This is a genomic window from Sphingomonas sp. (assembly GCF_965227385.1).
Lineage (GTDB): Bacteria > Pseudomonadota > Alphaproteobacteria > Sphingomonadales > Sphingomonadaceae > Sphingomonas.
In genome coordinates, this window is the sequence record NZ_OZ245750.1 from 3,089,478 (window position 1) to 3,108,371 (window position 18,894).

The following is an 18,894-nucleotide window of genomic DNA, read 5'->3' on the forward strand; positions in this document are numbered from 1 at the left end:
TTCAGAGGTGATTGATAGCAGCCGTCCGGCCGGGCATACCAATGTTAATCGCTCTAGCGACGCCGATGTTGCACACGTGCGAAGCTGACAAGCAGGGTGTTGCAAGCCTAAAGATGCTGGAAGACGTTGCGAAGAGTAAGCTCTTCTGACCAGACGTGCACATCGTCGCCCGCAGCCCGGTGGCGTAGCTGCCTCGCTTCGGCACTCCCGAAGCGAGGCATGGATTGATACTCAAAGGCCCCGATCGCGCGGAGCTTCTCATCGTTAGATAGCGGCTGCCCTGGCGCGGGAGGACGAATGACCGCCATTGCGGTAGAGGATTTCGCGTGCCTCGTCAGCATCGACACCCGAGGCGTGGACAGTCACCAGGACGCCGCCGCGCTTGAGTTGATCTCCGTAGTAGCTCGCATCTTCGTCGCTGACGCCATGCTTTTTCAGCGCTTCGTTGAAACTACCTGCGGCAGCGCCGGCAACCGCGCCGATCGCCATTGCTTCGGGGACCACCGAGGCAGCGATTGCGCCGAGCGCTGCCAAGGGGCCGACACCAGGTATCGCCAGTGCGGCAACGCCCAGCCCTGCACCAAGTGCACCGCCGCCGAGAATCCCGCGAAGCATGTTGGTATGTTCTTCGTCCGTTATCTCGCCGCCACCCTCGCGCGTGGTCATCGTTCCCTTAGACTGAGCAATGAGCGAAAGTGAACTGTCGTTGACACCAGCGCTGCGCAGTTCGGAAACGGCACGTTGTGCCTCATCGTTGCTGTCGAAGACTGCGGAAATCACGCCGCCGCCAGAATGACCCATGCTGGCCTCTCCGCCCATTGCGGCCGATACGCCGCCCGTGCCGCCCGTGACTGCATTCGCGGCGCGATCAAGCGGGCCACGGTTGGGATCATCTTGGCCTCCCAACGCGTTCTCCATCCGATCGATCGGACCGCGACTGGGATCGTCGCGTCCTTCAAGTGCGTTCTGAGCCCGATCCAGCGGCCCACGATTGGGGTCGTCGAAGCCAAAAGCGCCTTTGTTGTTATCGCTCATATCTGCTCTCCTGCACGCTTGGGACATGATCAACAGTGAAAAGTTCACTGGCGATCACGGCGAGGCAGGCTCAACGCGTTTCGATGGGGTAAGGTTCAACGATGCGCCCGTAACCGGCACTCATCGTCGCCGGCGCAGTCAATGAAGCGTGTGCTCGAAATAGTATCATCCATTGCCTGCTTCAGCGCGTCCGCGGGGGGCCAAATGCATTGCTCCCTCGCCGGGCAAACGGTGCCGGAACGAGATCGTTCTGAACCGTTCGAACGGACACGCGTAGTGTTGGGTGCCGCGGCGTTGCCGTAGCTGGGGGAAAAGTTGCGATGAACACAGAGACAGCGAAGCCGCTCGATGAGGCCTCGCGCCAGTTCGACGCGATCGTGAACAACACCACGATGGCCATTTTTGTCATGGACGAGCGACAGCAGTGCGTCGCTCCATGCGCAGTCGCCCAAGGTCCAGCCCTACGAGTTCGCGCCCATGGATGATGCGACAGCAGCGTTTTCGAAGGCCGCTAATCGCGCTTGTGACTGGCCACCATCCGCATCGCATGTTCGCGCACCTCCGGCGCAAACTTATTCGTCGTCGGCCCTTACAGGCTCCACCTTCTCGGGACTTAGAGCCTCGGGCAAATCCAGCGCGGTTCAGTGCTTGAACGCTCCCCAGTTCGCTGGGGAGCGCTCGCGTCTGTAGTTCAATCCGCCGACTTCTGGGACTTGGCGGTGTCCTTCACCTTCTCCCTTCCCCATCGCCGAGACGAGCACGTCGCCATCGGCACTGAAGTTGCTGGCGGGCAGCGTCGCGACACGGTCGCCGACGCGCACCGCCAGCGATTCGATCCGACCGCGGGCGTTGCGGTTGACCTCTTGAACCCGGCCGACCAGCCGCCCGCGGGCGTTCTCGATCCGCATGCCGGGATTGATCGCGGGCAGGCCATCGATGAGAACGCGAATCTAATCGCGGCGGGTGATCGCCTCGACGACTTGGCGGGGATCAGGGGGATTCGGCGTCTTGGTAAGGCTGTTGTAATCCGGCTTATCATATAGGCCTCTGTCGATCCTGCGGAGCTGCCTGATCGACCGGCCTAGCGGAGCGCCCAACCGGACCATTGCGGAACACAGTATATCCGTTATCCTAGATATATGGATAATGATTCGGCTATCACGGTACTCGGTGCATTGGCGCAAGCGACCCGCCTCGACGCGTTTCGACTGCTCGTTCGGCATGAGCCCGAAGGCCTTGCAGCCGGCCAGGTCGCGAAAGCGCTCGACGTGCCGCAGAACACCATGTCGGTGCATCTCGCGACCCTGACACGTGCCGGACTGATCCGGTCCGAGCGGCGCAGCCGCATCATCAACTACCGCGCCGATCTCGAACAGTTGAAGGCGCTCACCCTGTTCCTCGTGAAGGACTGCTGCGGCGGGAAGGCGGAGCTTTGCGAGCCGCTGATCGCCGAGCTCAACCCTTGCTGCTGACGGCCTCACATGACCGTCGATATCATCATCTACCATAACCCCGAGTGCGGAACGTCGCGCAACACGCTGGCGATGATCCAGAACGCCGGCATCGAACCCCACGTTATCGAGTATCTCAAGACCCCGCCGAACCGCTCGCGTCTCGTGTCGCTCATCGCCCGCATGGGGATCACGCCGCGCGCGCTGCTGCGCGAGAAGGGTACGCCCTATGCCGAGCTCGACCTTGGCGATCCGGCGCTGAGCGATGACCAAATTATCGATGCGATGATCGAGCATCCGATCCTCATCAACCGACCGCTCGTCGTCTCGCCCCTCGGCGTGAAATTGTGCCGCCCCTCAGAGGAAGTGCTCGATCTGCTACCCTCGCCTCAGCGCGGCGCATTCAACAAGGAAGATGGCGAGAAGGTCATCAACAACGCCGGCGACCGGATCGGAGCATGACCGCCGCCCTCCCGGCAAAGCCGACGATCAGCACATTCGAGCGCTATCTGAGCGTTTGGGTTGCGCTGTGCATCGTGGTCGGGATTGCGCTCGGCTATGCCTTGCCGGGCCTGTTCGGTGCGATCGCCTCTGCCGAGGTAGCGCGCGTCAACATCGTAGTCGCGCTGCTCATCTGGCTGATGATCATCCCGATGCTGCTCAAGATCGACCTCACTGGGCTCGGCTCGGTCCGGCAGCATTGGAAGGGCGTCGGCGTCACCCTATTCATCAACTGGGCGGTGAAGCCCTTTTCAATGGCGCTGCTCGGCTCGTTGTTTCTGGGCTGGCTGTTCCGCCCGTTGCTGCCGGCGGGCGAGATCAGCTCCTATATCGCCGGCCTGATCCTGCTTGCAGCCGCGCCCTGCACGGCGATGGTGTTCGTCTGGTCCAACCTCTGCGAGGGCGAGCCTACCTATACGCTGAGCCAGGTCGCCCTGAACGACGTGATCATGGTGTTCGCATTCGCGCCTCTGGTTTCCCTGCTGCTCGGCGTCGCCTCGATCACGGTGCCGTGGGACACGCTGCTGATCTCTGTCGTGCTTTACATCGTCTTGCCTGTGGTCGTCGCGCAGGTCATCCGCCGCGCCATGATCGGAACAGGTGGGCAAGCGGCACTGGACAGCCTGCTGGCACGCCTCGGGCCAGTTTCATTGCTGGCGTTGCTCACCACGCTGGTGCTGCTATTCGGGTTTCAGGGCGAGGCGATCATCGCTCATCCGCTCGTCATCGCGCTGATCGCGGTGCCGATCCTCATCCAGGTCTATTTCAACGCTGGGCTGGCCTATTGGCTGAGCCGCCGGTTCGGTGTCGCATGGTGCGTGGCGGCCCCGGCCGCGCTGATCGGCGCCTCCAACTTCTTTGAGCTGGCGGTTGCCGCGGCGATCAGCCTGTTCGGTCTCAACTCGGGGGCGGCGCTGGCGACCGTGGTTGGGGTGCTGGTCGAGGTGCCGGTCATGTTGTCGGTCGTGTCGATCGTGAAGCGGACCCGGCCGTGGTACGAAGCGCGCGCGACGGCATGACGGAGATCTATTTCTCGGAAGCCCGACACGCTGACGATGTCCTGCGGCTTGCGCTCGATGCGGCGCAGCTTCCGACCGACGATCTCGGATGTGCCGACCAGACGTTCTTCAGCCTGTCCGACGATGACGGACTGATCGGGTTCATCGGGCTGGAGGGCGACGGCGCCGACCGGTTGCTGCGATCATTGATCGTGCTGCCGACCCGCCGGGGTCAGGGTTACGGCCGCATGCCGGTCGAGCGTCTCGAAGGGATTGCCGAAGACGTGGTCGAGCGGCTGCACCTCCTGACCAGCGGCACCGGCGAGTTCTTTCGCAAGCTCGGCTATGTCGACGCCGATCGTGACAAGCCGCCGGCCTTCATCGCCGCGACCGCCCAGTTTACGTCGATGTGCGGCCCGCGCGCGACCTATCTCGTCAAGGATCTTGGATGACCCGCCTTCGTGACCTTACCGACCCCGACCATTTGCCCGCTCTCGATCCCAGCGCGGTGATCACCCGGCCGGGTGCCGGCATGGGCGGCGATCAGCCTCCACCGCGCATCCTGCTGCTCTATGGGTCGCTTCGCGAGCGCTCCTTCAGCCGGCTCGCAGTCGAGGAAGCAGCGCGTCTGCTGATCCTGTTCGGCGCCGACGTGCGGATATTCGATCCGAGCGACTTGCCGTTGCCTGACCAGGTGACGGGCGACGATCATCCCGCCGTGCATGAACTGCGCGAACTCGCCTTCTGGTCAGAAGGCATGGTCTGGTGCAGCCCCGAGCGGCATGGCCAGGTCACCGGCATCATGAAGGCCCAGATTGATCACCTTCCACTCGAGATGAAGGGGCGGCGCCCGACACAGGGCCGCACGCTGGCTGTGATGCAGGTATCTGGCGGCTCGCAGTCGTTCAACGCCGTCAACACCCTGCGGCTGCTCGGCCGCTGGATGCGGATGTTCACGATCCCGAACCAGTCGTCGGTCCCGATGGCCTACAAGGAGTTTGACGAAGCAGGCCGGATGAAGCCATCGAGCTATTACGACCGCATCGTCGATGTGATGGAAGAGCTGGTTCGCCTGACCGTGCTATTGCGACCGCACGCCGTGCAACTTGTCGATCGCTACTCGGAACGCAAGGCCGCCGGCTTGGCGGCTGAGCCGACTGCCGACCATTCGGCCATTGCTAACGCGCGCGCCTGACGTGTGAACCACAGGACGTTCCATCGAGCCGGCACTTAGCGGCGCACCAATGACAATCGTTCGACAATAGCCTCATTCGACTGCCGCATTGGGTATCCGACGGCTTGGCGGTACGACCGAAAATGCGGCGTATAACTGACGTGGCGCCGCTGAGCTGAATCGCGAGGACAGCTCCGTGGCGCCGCCTACTGGAAGCTGATAGTGTCGCGCGCATGAACCAGGCACGAAACAATGTGAAAGTCTCTGGCGCGGGCTCCCGCACCATGATGTTTTCGCATGGCTTCGGCTGCGATCAGCATATGTGGGGGCTAGTGGCGAAAGAGTTTGAAGCCGACTTCCGCGTCGTCCTGTTCGATCATGTCGGCGCCGGCCGGTCGGATTTAAATGCTTACGATCCCGAGAAATATTCCAGCCTGGGCGGCTACGCCGATGATGTAGTCGAAATCGGCCGTGCATTGCAGCTGTCGAACGCCGTGTTCGTCGGGCATTCGGTAAGCGCGATGATCGGCGCATTGGCCAGCCTCAAGGCGCCTGGGATGTTCGGCGAGCTGGTGATGGTGGGGCCCTCGCCGCGCTATGTCGATGACGGCGACTATGTGGGCGGCTTCTCGCACGAGCAGGTGGACGAGCTGCTCGAGTTCCTCGCGGCCAATCACCTGGGATGGTCGGCTGCGATGGCACCTGCGATCATGGGCAATGCGGATCGTCCGGAACTCGGCGAGACGCTCGCCGACAGCTTCTGCGCAACCGATCCGGAGATTGCCCGCCAGTTTGCCCGAGTAACCTTCTTCTCTGACAATCGTGCCGACCTCTCGCGGATCGAGGCTCGAACGCTCGTTCTGCAATGTAGCGAGGACATCATCGCGCCGACCTGCGTCGGCGAATATGTTCACCAGCAGATCCCGAACAGCGAATATCGCTTGCTGAATGCCACCGGACACTGCCCGAATCTCAGCGCGCCGGCGGAAGTGACGGCGGCGATCCGCGCCTTTGTCTGAAGCCGCGCCCACGGAGGATCTGCAGGACCTCTACGAGAACGCGCCTTGCGGCTATGTGTCGCTATCGCCTGCTGGTCGCATCGTGAAGCTGAACGCCACGTTGGCGACCTGGCTCGACACACCCGCCCATGCGCTGGTGGGACAATCGGTCCACGCCTTGCTATCGTTCGGAGGGCGCATCGCTTTCGAGACGCACCTCGCTCCGACCCTGCGGCTCCAAGGCACCGTCAACGAACTCGCCCTGGATCTCGTCGGTGCAGGCGGCGACAAAGTACCGGTAATCGTCAATGCGGCCGAGAAGCGAGGACCGGATGACGCGCACCTCTTCACGCGTATGACAATTTTTAAAGCTGTCGATCGGCGGGCCTATGAAAGAGAGCTGGTCGAGGCGCGGGATCGGGCCCAGGCCACAGCCAACGCCGAGCACGACATTTCCATGCTTCGCGAGCAGTTCATCGCCGTTCTGGGCCATGACCTTCGCAACCCGCTGGCCGCGCTTGCTGCGGGTCTAAACATGCTGCGCGACCGTGAAACGCTCAGCGACCGGGGTCGGATCATCGCCAAGGAGATGGGCGCAAGTATATCTCGCGCGACCGCGTTGATCGAAAATGTGCTCGATTTCGCGCGAGGCCGCCTCGGCGAGGGCCTGACGCTTGTCCGTGATGCTGATGAGCCGCTCGCCCCGATACTCGAGCAGGTCGTCAATGAAATCAGAGCGGTCGTTCCCGACCGGCAGATCATCACGCGGTTCGCGCTCGATCAACCCGTGAATTGTGATCGCGGTCGCATGGCTCAGCTCGCGTCGAACCTGATCTCGAACGCGGTGACCCATGGCGCCGCGGGCATGCCGATCGACGTCGAGGCGGAATGCTGCGACGGTCAGCTGACATTGTCAGTGACAAATGGCGGCGTGGCGATCCCACTTGATGCACAGGCTCGGCTGTTCCAGCCATTCTTCAGGGGCGCGGTTAGGCGTAGCCAACAGGGGCTAGGCCTTGGGCTGTTCATCGTGAACGAAATCGCGAAGGCACATGGCGGCGAGATGAAGGTCAGCTCGACGGACGAAGCAACCCGGTTCACCTTTACAATGCCGCTGTCAGGATCAGCGCAGCGTGATCCTGAAGCCTCCGAACCCTTCGCGGCGGGCTGATCGCGTTCCGGATCAAGTGTGGTCCCTTTTCAATGGACGTGCGTTTCGCCTCGATGTTTCTCAATTCCGACGATCAAAACGAGCCGCCCTACTTTCTCAGGGATGGTGGCGCGACCGGGGCGCTCCTGCGCAGTCATGACTGGTCTGGTTCGCCGCTGGGCGCGCCGGAGCGCTGGCCTCAGCCATTGAAGACGTTGGTGGGCGTATTGCTCACCGCCAATCAGCCGATGTTCGTCGTGTGGGGCTCGCAGCGTACCTTGCTCTACAATGACGGCTATGCCGAGATCCTGGCGAGCAAGCATCCCGCCGCGATAGGCCGCGACTTTCTGGAAGTCTGGTCAGAGATCAAGGCGGACCTCATCCCGATCGTCGACCAGGCTTACGCTGGCACGCCGGTGCAGATGGACGATATCGAGCTCCTGATGCAGCGAAAGGGCTATCTCGAGGAGACGCATTTCGCATTCTCCTACACGCCGGTGCGGGACGAGGCCGGGCTGGTCGCGGGGTTCCTGTGTCCGTGCGTGGAGATCACCGAGCAGGTGCTTGCAGAGCGGCGACGACTGGCGGACATGGAGCGTCAGCGCAGGCTCTTCGAGCAGGCGCCCGGTTTCATCGCCATTCTCAATGGCCCCGATCACGTCTTCGAGTTTGCGAACGCGGCCTATCGCCACCTGGCAGGGGAACGGGACTATGTCGGAAGAACCGCACGTGACGCGCTCCCCGAGGTCGCGGGCCAAGGCTTCTTCGAGTTGCTCGATCAAGTCTATCGAAGCGGCAAGCGCTTCGTCGCTCATGACACGCCAATCAGCCTTGACCGCGCGAATGGTCAGTCGGAGCAGCGCTATCTCGACTTCATCTATGAGCCCATCCTGAACGAAGGCGGCGAGGTAACCGGTATCTTCGTGGAAGGGCATGACGTCACTGAGGGGCATCGGGCACAGGCCGAACTGCGCGAGAGCGAGGAGCGCGGCCGCCGCATCGTGGAGGGCGTGAGGGACCACGCTATCTTCACGACAGATCGGGATGGAATGGTCGTGGATTGGACACCCGGCGCACAATCCGTGTTCGGCTGGACGGCGAGTGAAATCATCGGTCGATCCAGTGACGTGCTGTTTACGGAAGAAGACCGCGCCACAGGGGTGCCGGTTCAGGAGCTGGTGATCGCGAGCGCCGAAGGATGCGCCAATGACGAGCGATGGCACATACGACGAGATGGCACGCGCATCTTCGCCAACGGATCGGTCCGTCCGCTGCACGACGCCCGGGGCGTCATCGCCGGCTTCATCAAGATCGCTCGCGACGAGACCGAACGCCGGGCAGCGGAGTCGGCGCTGCGCGAGACTGAGCAGCGATACCGGCTGGCGGCAAAAGCAACCAACGACGCGATCTGGGATTGGGATCTGGCCACCAACCATGTCGAATGGAACGAGGCGGTAAGCGTTCTGTTCGGATATGACCTTGATCAGGTCGTGCCGACCGGAGAGTGGTGGATCTCGAACATCCACCCCGACGACCGCGACCGAGTGGATGGTGCCATCCATGCCGTGATCGATGGCGAAGGCGAAGGCGATCAGTGGGCCTCGGAATACCGGTTCCACCGCGCCGACGGCACGTTCGCCGACGTGTTCGATCGAGGCCACGTCTTTCGCGACGAGAACGGACGCGCGGTGCGCATGATCGGCGCGATGCTCGACCTGACCGAGCGCAAACGCGCGGAGGCGGCGCTGCGCGAAGCCAACGAAACGCTCGAAGCTCATGTGGCGGAGCGCACGGCCGAACTGATGGCGGCGCAGGACGCGCTTCGGCAATCGCAGAAGATGGAGGCGGTCGGGCAGCTCACCGGCGGACTCGCGCATGACTTCAACAATCTGTTGACCGGCATATCGGGCAGCCTGGAGATGATGCAGATCCGCATCGCCCAGGGGCGTATCGCTGACGTCGAACGTTATGTGAGCGCCGCGCAGGGCGCATCCAGACGAGCCGCAGCGCTGACCCACCGGCTACTCGCATTCTCACGCCGGCAGACGCTCACCCCCAAGCCAACGGACATCAAGCAACTTGTGGCCGGGATGGAGGATCTGATCGGGAGGACCGTTGGCCCGGCCATCGGAATCGAGACCGTGAATGCCGCAGGCCTCTGGCCGAGTCTGATCGATCCGAGCCAACTCGAGAACGCGATCCTGAACTTGTGTATAAACGCCCGCGACGCGATGCCGGACGGTGGAAAGATCACGATCGAATCCGGCAATCGCTGGATGGATGAGCGTTCGGCCAAGCAGCGCGGACTGGAGCCAGGGCAGTATATATCGCTCTGCGTCTCCGACACCGGAACCGGCATGAGTGCCGCCGTGATAGAAAAGGCATTCGATCCCTTTTTCACGACCAAGCCGATCGGCGAGGGAACTGGGCTCGGGCTGTCGATGATCTACGGCTTCGCCAAGCAGTCGGGGGGCTCGGTCGCGATCTACTCCGAGATGGGGGAAGGTACGATGGTATGCATCTACCTCCCCCGCTATCTTGGCGAGACCGAGATCGAGCACGCAGATGAGGCAGGCCGACATGTTCCCCGAGCCGAAGTCGGCGAGACCGTGCTGGTGGTGGATGACGAGCCCACCGTGCGAATGCTCGTGACGGAAGTGCTGACCGACCTCGGCTACACCGCACTCGAGGCGGCTGATGGTGCCGCAGGCTTGGCGATCATCAACGCGGATTTCCGCATCGACCTACTGGTTACCGACGTGGGCCTACCCGGCGGGATGAACGGCCGACAGGTGGCAGATGCCGCGCGTAGTGTCAGGCCTGACCTGAAGGTGCTCTTTATTACGGGCTATGCGGAGAATGCCGTGTTGAGTCATGGCCATCTCGATCCAGGTATGCATGTTCTCACCAAGCCTTTTGCTATGGACGTGCTGGCGACCCGCATCCGCGGATTGATCGAACACTAAGGGAAGCGCTCGCAAGGTTGCAGTCGATCGCCATGTCTTCGAAATCGGGTGACGGCGATCTGCAGCGCCTATCTCACCTGGAAGTGCGTCCGCTTCTGGGAGCCCTGGAATTCTGTTTCAATGAGCAACATTAGGGCGCTCTGCGGACAGCCGCCATTCGATGCCCTTCGCAAGGTCCCGCCTCATTCACCGCGTGCCGGCGTTTCAACGACACGGAAGACTTCGCCCGATCCTGCGTCGCGAACCAGATCGACCAGAACGCCGTCCCAATGATAGTCTAGATGGCGACCCTGAAGCGGATCGGATGCGCAATCCGGATAGAAGAGCGCTACGCATTCGCCGCCAGAGTGCCGCACGCTGGGATAGACCACGCCGTCCGACCCGCTTGCCTTCAAACCGATTGCCACTCGCTGGGAGGCATCATAGCTATCGCGATCGAGCACCGGATCAAGACTTGGCTCGGCAGCCCGCAGATCGTGAAGGTCTGCCACCACGAAGAGGACGATCTCGCGAAATTGCGACGTCCAGCCAGGCGCCTGCGCCGTGCTGGCCATGAACCGCGCATGATGATGGATGGTCTCGAACAGAGCGGTTTCGAACGTGCCAGCGGCATACAGCACGCCGAAGCTGCCATCGGTGAACCGGCTCGGTCGATCCGGACTGACATGGGTGAATGGCGCCATCAGATAGGATGCGCCGCTTCCGCCAACTCTGCGGTCCGTCGGCACCAGGTCGATATTGCCGATGGTCGCCATGATGCGGGGGTTCGACTTCTGCTCGGCTGAAAGCAGCAGCGGCCAGTCCGCTGGATCGGCGATGTCCTCGAACAGATCGGTTGGCGGAAAAGCGCTGCGGATGATCCGGACAGCATTCTTCCACTCGACGCGTACAATAGGGATTTGATCGCTTGCGATCACCAGCCGCCACGCTCGGCGTCGAGATAGCGCCGCACGCGCATGATGTCGGTGAGCTCGCCCCCGAGCATCACCGTTAGCGCGCTTGCACCACCGAAGGCGTCATTGGCAGCTTTGATCCACGCATAGCCGCGTTGAGACTCCGTGAAGATCAGTCGCAGCGCCTTGTGGATTCCCATCAAGTTCGACAGGCGCGCACGTCCATCGCGCGAGATCCGCCCCGGCCCGTCGACCTTCCAGCGGCGATAGGAGCGCACCGGCATGTCGAGCAGCGTCGCCGCCTGTTCGTCGGTCAGTTCCCATTTGCCGAACAGATTGAGGGCGGCGCGGAACATCGCAGCCGCTTCCTCCTGTGTGACCGGCTCGGGGCGAAACGCCTGTGGAGCCGTATCAACGGGGCGCAGTGACAACATGGCAGTTCTCCATGTGGCATTACATAGGACGTAAGCTGCCATTTGGCAACATGATTAGATTGCCGCTAATCGCCGGTGCGGCAGCGACGCGCCTTCGCGGCACCTTAATGCCCCGGCCGTTGCTTGCGTATCCGGACTGCCAGACATCCAACTGGTGCCTACCACCCTGCCCTCGTTCGATAAAATTCGGAAAGCCGCAGCGATGCGTCACGATCAAGGTAGCCGCTCGATGCGGCGGGCGGTCGCTAGACTGGTCTCGACCACCTTGATGCTCATGCCGGCCGCGGTGCTGGCGCAAGCCGCGCAAGATGCGGCCGCAGCGAAGCGCAAGCATGGCTATTGGTGGTACGAGACCCCGCCGCCGCCCAAGCCGCCTGAACCCGCGGACGAGCTCGTCAAACCAGCCATCCCGCCAATGGCGCAGCTGGCGACCTGGACCCCGCCGCGAATCCGCAAGCTGATCGAGCAGCAGCGCGACTATGCCGCAACGGTACTCACGGTTGATGCAGTCGCCGACTTCTGGCGCCTGCAGGATTTCGCGCGGCGCAAGGCGCGGGCGTTCGCCGGCGTCACCCAGCTCGCCATGCTCCAGCATCCCGAGCTCAACTCCAAATCCGCCAACCCGATGGTGGGCGATGCTCGCGCGGAGCTCAATGCGCAGAAGGATGGGCTGCGGCGCGGCTATCTTCGCGCCAAGTCGGGCGAGTTCGCGCTGGTCATGTTCTCGCGCTCGACCTGCGGCTATTGCCGCGTCCAGTGGCCGATCCTGCAGCGCTTTCAGGAAGAGATGGGCTGGCAGGTCACGCTGATGGACATCGACCGGCGGCCCGAGCTTGCAGTTCGCTACGGCGTCGAAATCACGCCGACCACGATGCTCATCCGCCGCAACAGCGCGCAGCGCATGGTGATCGCAAGCGGCGTGGAGACCTACCCCAACCTCACCCAGATGTCGTACCAGGCGACCCGGCTGCTCAGCGGCGACATCCGGCCCGAGCAGTTCATGACCGGCCCGGGCGAGGAAGACGGCTTCTTCGACGCGCTCGCCAATGGCCCGGTCGCGGCGACCGACCCGCGCGCTTTGGGCGGCGACCTTGTCAGCTCAGCGCTGGAGCCGCAGCCATGAGCAATATCCCGCCACCCTTGCCGCGCACGCATTCGATGCGGCTCCGCCAACTCGCCCGCATGCTGGTGGAACCGGCCGATGAACTCCAGCAGCCAAGCCCGCAGGTCACCGGACCTGGACGTCCGGCCGATGACGGGCACCCGCGATCCGCGCTGGAGCGAACTTCTTCCAGCACCTACCACCCCTGCGGGCGAACATCGCGCTTTGCCGCCGCGCTTGGCGCGCTGGCCAGCGGTGCGGCGATCCTATGCGTCACCTTCAAGGCAGATGCTCAGCCGGTCTCGCGCGGCCGGGCCCTGGCAGCCGCAATTCACCCCGTCGCCGACCCCGCCACGATGCATCACTGGCTGGGCCGTGTGCCCCGGACTCGCGATTTTCCGTCGGATCTGGATGCGACCTTGCGTTCGCAGGCGTCGCTCTATGTGGTTGAGATGACGACCGCGCCCGGATGCGTACCGTGCGCCGATCTCTGGGGGCGGCTGCAACAGCTGCGCGCGCGCTTCGGCGTCGAGCTGCGGACGATCTCCGGACAGGACGCGCTGCTTCGCTCTGGAAAGCTCGGCCTGCCATGGGTCGGTCATCCCGTCGCATGGGTGCGGCCCCGCCGCGATCCAGACCGAATGATCCCGATCGCAGTCGGCACCGACCACGCGCCCAATCTTACGCGCAACCTCTATCTTGCCGCCAAGATGCTCACTGGCGTCCGCCCGGCGGTGGCGGTTCGCGCCATGTCCAAATTCACCGGGATCGTCGGCGCACCCGCTCCCGCATCTCGCAAGCGCTGAGCATGGCGGGCTCGACGTCATTCCAGGCTGACTATCAGAGGATCCCGCCATGCGTTCTGCCGCCACCCGCTCGCCCCTTGCGCTCGGGATCGCCTCCGCCGCGCTGCTGAGCGCCGCGCCAGCGCATGCGCAAAGCTGGGCGGAGAGCTGGTTCGACAATGTCACCTATACCAACCCAGGCAGCTTCGAGGACCAGACGCGCGGCTATGTGACCGCAGGCGGCATGTCGGGCCGGGTCGATGTCCATAACGATTATCCCATATCGGTGACCCTTCCCAAGGTTCGCGCCGGCTGCGGCGGCATCGACATGTTTCTGGGCGGCATGTCGTTTCTCGACCCGGATTATCTCGTGCAGAAGCTCGAGAGTATCCTGCAGGCAGCGCCAGCGGTCGCGTTCCAGTATCTGCTCGAGACGCTCGACGAGAAGATGGGCAACATCATCTCGAAGATGGAAGCCGCGACCAACTTCCTCAATTCGATCCAGGTCAATGACTGCCGCCTCGCCAACCGCATGGTCCAGATCGTCAAGGGCGATGACAACATGTCGGGCATCATCGAGGAGATGACTGGCTACCGCTCGGTCAAGCAGGGCTTCGCCAAGAGCTTCCAGCAGTCGCGCGAGAAGATCGAAGCCAACAACAACAATCCGACCGAGGATCTGAAGGACGCGCTCGAGAATTGTCCGCCCGAAGTGACCGAGATCTTCCGCACCGGCTCGCTGCTCGCCAACGCCGCGGCGCGGGTCGGGGCGAGCAGCTGGGCCACCGTCATGCGCGCCAGGGTAGGCGACGTCTACATGCGCTGGAACGCGGCCGACAAGGTGCCGCTCTTCTCGGCGATTCCTGCTTGCTCGGCGCAGGATAGCGAGAGCCCGCACGATTTCCTGACGGGTCGAGTCCAGCGGCGCGGCCTTTCGATCCCGCCAAGCGGGACGGATTGCACGCAGGACGGCAATGGCCGCGGCGCGCTGGTGCTGACGCGTGAGCGGATGCAGTCGATCGCCACCAAGATTCGCACGCGCGTCGCGCTCAGTCCTGAGGAGCGCCAGTTCGTCGCCAATGTGCGTACCCTGCCCGTCTACCGCATGCTCGAATGGGGCGTACGCCAGGGCACGGTCGACTCCGTCATCGGCGACACCGACGAACTGGTGGCGCTGAGCCTCGCCTATCAGATGCTCAACGATCTCACGCGCACGATCGACTTCGCGGTCGGCAATGCCGAGCGCGGTGCGAGTGCGGCCGGGGCGGCGGACGGCGCGAACAAGAATGTCTGCCAGACCCGCATTCTCGCCAAGGGCATCGAACAGCTGCGCGACCTGCGTGAGGAGGTGCTGCGCCAGCGCGCGCAGATGCGTCAATCCTATCTCGCCGCGCTCGGCACCGCGAACCTCTCGACCTCGTTCGCCGGACTGCTGCGCGAGCGTGACCGCGATGCGCGCAATGCCGCCGGCGCCGCCGCGGCAAGCCAGCGCTGAGGAGCCGCCCATGCGCAACGCCGCCCGGGCGCTCGCCGCCCTCCCTGCCCTGCTCGCCGCCTCGCCGGCGCTGGCGTTCGACACGAGCTTCCACACCTATAACGGCTTCCAGGAGACGGTGGACGCGTTCCGCATGGTCTCGCTGATCTTCGCCGACCCGCGCTACGAGACGCTGGTGCTGATCATCGCGACCGTCGGCATCGGCCTTGGCGCGTTGCTCGCGAGCGCGCGCGGCTCGGGCATCGGCCTGATCGCGTTCGGGTTCCAGATCCTGGTCGGGGTCGGGTTGTTCGTCGGGCTCGTTGCCACCACCGGCACGGTCCATGTCTATGATCGCGTGAAGAATGCGTACCAGGCGGTCGGCGATGTCCCCGTGCTGCTCGTGCTGGTCGCCGGCACGACCAATATGATCGAGCGCGCGATGGTCGAGACGATCGACGACAACAGCGCGGATCCGACCACCAAATATTCGTTCGGCGGCGGCGGCCACGCGTTCGACCTGTTCCTCAACGCCACCTCACCGCGCGCGCCGATGACCGACAGCTTCCTCGACGCGACGATCAAGGACTATGTCCGGCAATGCTATCCGGTCGCGCGGGTCTCTCCGGCCTATGGCATCGATGACGACAAGCTGTTCCGCACCGCGACCGACCTGCCCGCAGCCTTCGCCGCCATGGCAGGGCCCGCCACTTTCTCGACGGTGTTCACCCAGGCCGACAAGGGCGGCACCACGGTCAGCTGCGAGGAAGCCTGGACCCATATCGCAGGGCGCCTGTCCGATCCCAATCTATTCGAACCCTATAGCCGACAGGTTTGCCGCCAGAGTGGCTTTAACATCGACAGCGCGCCGCAGCTGGCGCGTTGCCGTGAGCAGCTCGGCGCGATGGGCCAGGTTATGATCGGCAAGCCGCTCAGCGCCCAGAGCCTGATGACGCATATCCTGCTCGGCCAGACCGTCGGCGACGTGTTGTTCGAGGACAGCCCGGCAAGCGCCGCGCGGGTGATGGCGAACCGCGCTGTCGTATCGAACGGCCTCGCGACCATGTCGGTCGCCAATGAATGGGTGCCGACCATACGCGCCACCGTGTTCGCGATCATGCTGTTCATGGTGCCGGTCGCGCTCTTGTTCATCCTCACACCGATCAACTTGCGCGTGGCGAGCTTCGCGCTCGGCCTGTTCGTGTTCGTGGCGCTATGGGGTGTGATCGACGCCGGCATTTATCAGCTCACCCTCGGCCGTGCCGCCGCCGTCATGGCCGAACTCCAGTCGAACGGCGTTGCCGCCAACAGCTGGCTGCTCGCGCCCTCTTCGGCGACCAAGGCGCTCGCCGTGTTCGGCAGCTTCCGCACGGCCGCCGCCGGCCTCGCCGGTGCTTTCGTGTTCACCGTGTTCCGGTTCAGCGGCAATGTGTTCAGCTCGTTCACCGGCAGCGCGCAAGGCATCACCGGGCAAGCCGCCGCCGCCGCCGCGCCAATCGCGACCAGCGAAGGCTATGCCTCGGCGCTCGAAAGCCAGGCGTCCGCCATGGGCACCCGCAGCCGCGCAGCCGCCGCTTCGAGCTTCGGCGATTTCGGGGAGCGCAGCAGCTTCAGCAGCAATCGCAGTTATGGCGAGGCCGGCCACATCATCGGCGAGCGCCCCGGCACGCCTAGCGGCACTGCATTCGCGCTCGGCGGCATCGAAGGCGCACGCCAGATGGGCGCGCTGGCCCCGGCGCTCAAGGGCCGTGACCTCGCCGACCCGCAGGTCGCGCGCGAGGTGCAGGGCAACGCCGCCACCACCGCGATCCACCAATTCGCCGAGAAAGATGCGCTGCGAAGCTTAGGAACCAGCTATTTCGGCCAGGGTCAGGCCGGCGAGCGCGCCTTCGCCGCCTTCTCACAGAACCTCGTTCAATGGCGCGCCTTCGGCGACCAGCGCGCCTATGACATGATGCTGCAAGGCGCGCAGCGGCACTTCGAGCGGCAAGGCTATTCGCCCAAGGATGCCGCACTCAAGGCCTCGGGCGTGATCGGCGAGGCGCAGAGCGACCCGACCTTCGCAAAACTCATCGCCAACAGCTACGACCAGGAGCGGATGCTCAGGAACGACCTGACCGCAGCCCAGGTCACGGCCGGCGCGATGGAAGGCCGCCGTGACTTTGCCGGCGATCAGGTCGCAAGTATCGAGCGCGCCAATGTCGCGACCGAGCAGGCGACCCGCACCGGCACCAATCAAGGCCAGCGCGAGGCAGCCGCGCAGCTCGGGATTACCCCGCAGGAGACCGCCCGCCGCATCGGCTTCATCAACGCCCTCTCCGGCGAAGCCCGCTCGACCGCCATTTCCCAACTCTCCCGCGCCACCGGCCGCAACGAGAGCCAGGTGCTCAGAGCCATCGAGACCTACAACGCCGCTACCAGCCTCGGAACCGCCGATGGCGCCACCGCGGAAGCCGCCAGAGAGGGCACTAGCGTCTATGCAAGAACCCGAGAAGCCGCCGGCTACGACTTCGCCGAACGCTCGGGCAAGCTCGACGCGCAGCGCGAGGTCGGCACCCAAGGCACCAGAGCCGCCGCCCGCATCGGCGAACAACGCCGCCAGGCCGATAATTTCGGGTTCGCCGAAGGCGCCGCAGCCGCCGGTACATCGACGAGGGAAGCAGCCCGACTCGACAGCTTCATCAGGACGCTCAGCCAAACCGCCGGCAACCAGGTCGATATGGCATCGAGCGGTGCAGCCGGCATTGCCGACCGCGCCAGAAACGACCGCACCACCAGAATCGTCGAGAGCGAGCGCCTCAGCCGCATGCAAGGTCTGCTGCGCGCCAACGGCATCGCCATGTCGAAGCGCGACCTCGCCCTCGCTCAGAATGGCGACCTCAACCTCAATCTCAGTCCGCAGCAAGCCGGGCAGCTCCACCGCGCCGGCCTGATCAACGACAGCCAATATGGCGCTATCGCCCAAGGTGGCCAGGCGCGCTTCAACTTCGCCAACAACGACCTGCTGGTCTCGACAGGCACGTCGTTCCAGCAATCGGCACGCAACGACACCAGCACGAGGTTCGAGGCCGGCAAGCAGGCTGGCCCCGACACGATCGAGCATTTCCTCGGCAACGGCGAAGCCGGCCACACCGCAATGGCCAACTGGCTCAAGGGCGGGTTCGAAATGGACCGCAAGGGCGAATGGCGCCTCACCCCGCAGGTCTCAGACACACTTCAGCGCGATATCGGCGCTATCATCGCGCAGACCGGCTGGCAGCGCTCGCTTACGCGTGGGGCCGAGAAGCAATCAATGATGGGTACATCGTTAGGCATGAGCATTAGCGGGGGCGCATCCGCAAATGATGGCGTGGACGAAGCCAGGCGTGGTGGTCGCGAGTCCACAAAAAGGCCCTCAAGGGCGGGAGGACGTGCAGGTGGTCACTTTGCCTTTGACAGCCGAGATACGGGCACCGTTTCATCGTCCGCGACGTCGTCAATGGACATCGCAAATTTTGATGTCAGGACGGCCATTGCGGCGGCGGAAGCGTCGGCAGCGCGTTCAGACACACCTGCCCTCACTTTTTCCCGCGAATTGTCACGCCAAATACTAGGCAACGACGGACTGCGCAATCGGTACCTCGAAAACTCTGCATTTGGACGTGGAACTTGGGACCTTACTTCGCCTATCACTTCGATGGAGCAGTCCTCGTTGCTGAGCACGGGACGTCATGTGACAGATCGCGACAAAGGCTTAGGAGATGCAGATCCGGACTATCGCATCCGCAAGAACTAGTGGTCTGACTTGATCCGTTCGCGATCAACAATCCATTCGGAACCGGACCGCGGATTAGCGCTGTCGGCCCAAGGCGGAGGGGCGCCGGGCCGCTGAAACCAAACGTCACAGTCGTGCCAAGATACTGGAATTTCAGCTTCAGCGAACATACGTCGCAG

The 18,894-nt window shown here is 63.7% G+C and carries 16 protein-coding genes; 12 read left to right on the forward strand and 4 right to left on the reverse strand.

The genetic code is table 11. The features are described from left to right. Positions 1–264: 264 nt before the first annotated feature. Positions 265–1,035 carry a hypothetical protein gene (locus ACO05N_RS15240; RefSeq protein WP_422057869.1) on the reverse strand — a complete coding sequence of 257 codons (771 nt, stop codon included), beginning with the start codon at positions 1,033–1,035 and terminating at the stop codon, positions 265–267. Between the two features lie 641 nt (positions 1,036–1,676). Continuing rightward, positions 1,677–1,943 carry a hypothetical protein gene (locus tag ACO05N_RS15245; protein WP_422057870.1) on the reverse strand — a complete coding sequence of 89 codons (267 nt, stop codon included), beginning with the start codon at positions 1,941–1,943 and terminating at the stop codon, positions 1,677–1,679. Positions 1,944–2,174: 231 nt separating this feature from the next. Here ACO05N_RS15245 and ACO05N_RS15250 point away from each other — a divergent pair, with 231 nt between their 5' ends. From ACO05N_RS15250 to ACO05N_RS15285, 8 genes are all read left to right on the forward strand, one after another. Next, positions 2,175–2,507: an ArsR/SmtB family transcription factor gene (locus tag ACO05N_RS15250; protein WP_422057871.1), complete on the forward strand. Its 333-nt coding sequence runs from the start codon at positions 2,175–2,177 to the stop codon at positions 2,505–2,507. A 9-nt stretch (positions 2,508–2,516) separates the two neighbouring features. Beyond that, on the forward strand, positions 2,517–2,948 hold the full coding sequence (gene arsC / locus ACO05N_RS15255; RefSeq protein WP_422057872.1) for an arsenate reductase (glutaredoxin): 432 nt from the start codon (positions 2,517–2,519) through the stop codon (positions 2,946–2,948). Beyond that, positions 2,945–4,006 (forward strand): ACR3 family arsenite efflux transporter, encoded by a 1,062-nt coding sequence (gene arsB / locus ACO05N_RS15260; RefSeq protein WP_422057873.1) that lies wholly within the window; start codon positions 2,945–2,947, stop codon positions 4,004–4,006. The genes arsC and arsB overlap by 4 nt, the downstream gene beginning before the upstream one ends. Then, positions 4,003–4,437, forward strand: coding sequence for a GNAT family N-acetyltransferase (locus ACO05N_RS15265; protein ID WP_422057874.1), 435 nt, complete (start codon positions 4,003–4,005; stop codon positions 4,435–4,437). The genes arsB and ACO05N_RS15265 overlap by 4 nt, the downstream gene beginning before the upstream one ends. Further along, positions 4,434–5,180, forward strand: coding sequence for an arsenical resistance protein ArsH (gene arsH / locus ACO05N_RS15270; protein ID WP_422057875.1), 747 nt, complete (start codon positions 4,434–4,436; stop codon positions 5,178–5,180). Before ACO05N_RS15265 ends, arsH begins: the two co-directional genes overlap by 4 nt. Before the next feature lie 212 nt (positions 5,181–5,392). Continuing rightward, on the forward strand, positions 5,393–6,178 hold the full coding sequence (locus ACO05N_RS15275; RefSeq protein ID WP_422057876.1) for an alpha/beta fold hydrolase: 786 nt from the start codon (positions 5,393–5,395) through the stop codon (positions 6,176–6,178). An 82-nt stretch (positions 6,179–6,260) separates the two neighbouring features. Further along, positions 6,261–7,328, forward strand: coding sequence for a sensor histidine kinase (locus ACO05N_RS15280; RefSeq protein ID WP_422057877.1), 1,068 nt, complete (start codon positions 6,261–6,263; stop codon positions 7,326–7,328). 32 nt (positions 7,329–7,360) lie between these two features. After that, positions 7,361–10,273 (forward strand): PAS domain S-box protein, encoded by a 2,913-nt coding sequence (locus tag ACO05N_RS15285; protein WP_422057878.1) that lies wholly within the window; start codon positions 7,361–7,363, stop codon positions 10,271–10,273. A 182-nt stretch (positions 10,274–10,455) separates the two neighbouring features. On the opposite strand, the gene ACO05N_RS15290 is transcribed toward ACO05N_RS15285, so the two are convergent. Together ACO05N_RS15290 and ACO05N_RS15295 are read right to left on the reverse strand one after the other, a co-directional pair. After that, the gene (locus ACO05N_RS15290) at positions 10,456–11,190 is read right to left on the reverse strand and encodes an RES family NAD+ phosphorylase (protein ID WP_422057879.1); all 735 of its coding nucleotides are present in this window, start codon (positions 11,188–11,190) and stop codon (positions 10,456–10,458) included. Continuing rightward, positions 11,187–11,600 (reverse strand): MbcA/ParS/Xre antitoxin family protein, encoded by a 414-nt coding sequence (locus ACO05N_RS15295; protein ID WP_422057880.1) that lies wholly within the window; start codon positions 11,598–11,600, stop codon positions 11,187–11,189. The genes ACO05N_RS15290 and ACO05N_RS15295 overlap by 4 nt, the downstream gene beginning before the upstream one ends. A 229-nt stretch (positions 11,601–11,829) precedes the next feature. Here ACO05N_RS15295 and ACO05N_RS15300 point away from each other — a divergent pair, with 229 nt between their 5' ends. From ACO05N_RS15300 to ACO05N_RS15315, 4 genes are read left to right on the forward strand one after another with little or no spacing between them, the layout of a single operon-like run. Continuing rightward, positions 11,830–12,723 (forward strand): conjugal transfer protein TraF, encoded by an 894-nt coding sequence (locus ACO05N_RS15300; protein ID WP_422058764.1) that lies wholly within the window; start codon positions 11,830–11,832, stop codon positions 12,721–12,723. After that, positions 12,720–13,508 carry a hypothetical protein gene (locus ACO05N_RS15305; protein WP_422057881.1) on the forward strand — a complete coding sequence of 263 codons (789 nt, stop codon included), beginning with the start codon at positions 12,720–12,722 and terminating at the stop codon, positions 13,506–13,508. The genes ACO05N_RS15300 and ACO05N_RS15305 overlap by 4 nt, the downstream gene beginning before the upstream one ends. 49 nt (positions 13,509–13,557) lie before the next feature. Next, a complete protein-coding gene (locus ACO05N_RS15310; RefSeq protein WP_422057882.1) occupies positions 13,558–14,982 on the forward strand; it encodes a conjugal transfer protein TraH in 1,425 nt (474 codons plus the stop codon). Positions 14,983–14,992: 10 nt separating this feature from the next. Beyond that, positions 14,993–18,736 carry a conjugal transfer protein TraG N-terminal domain-containing protein gene (locus ACO05N_RS15315; RefSeq protein WP_422057883.1) on the forward strand — a complete coding sequence of 1,248 codons (3,744 nt, stop codon included), beginning with the start codon at positions 14,993–14,995 and terminating at the stop codon, positions 18,734–18,736. Positions 18,737–18,894: the final 158 nt, after the last annotated feature.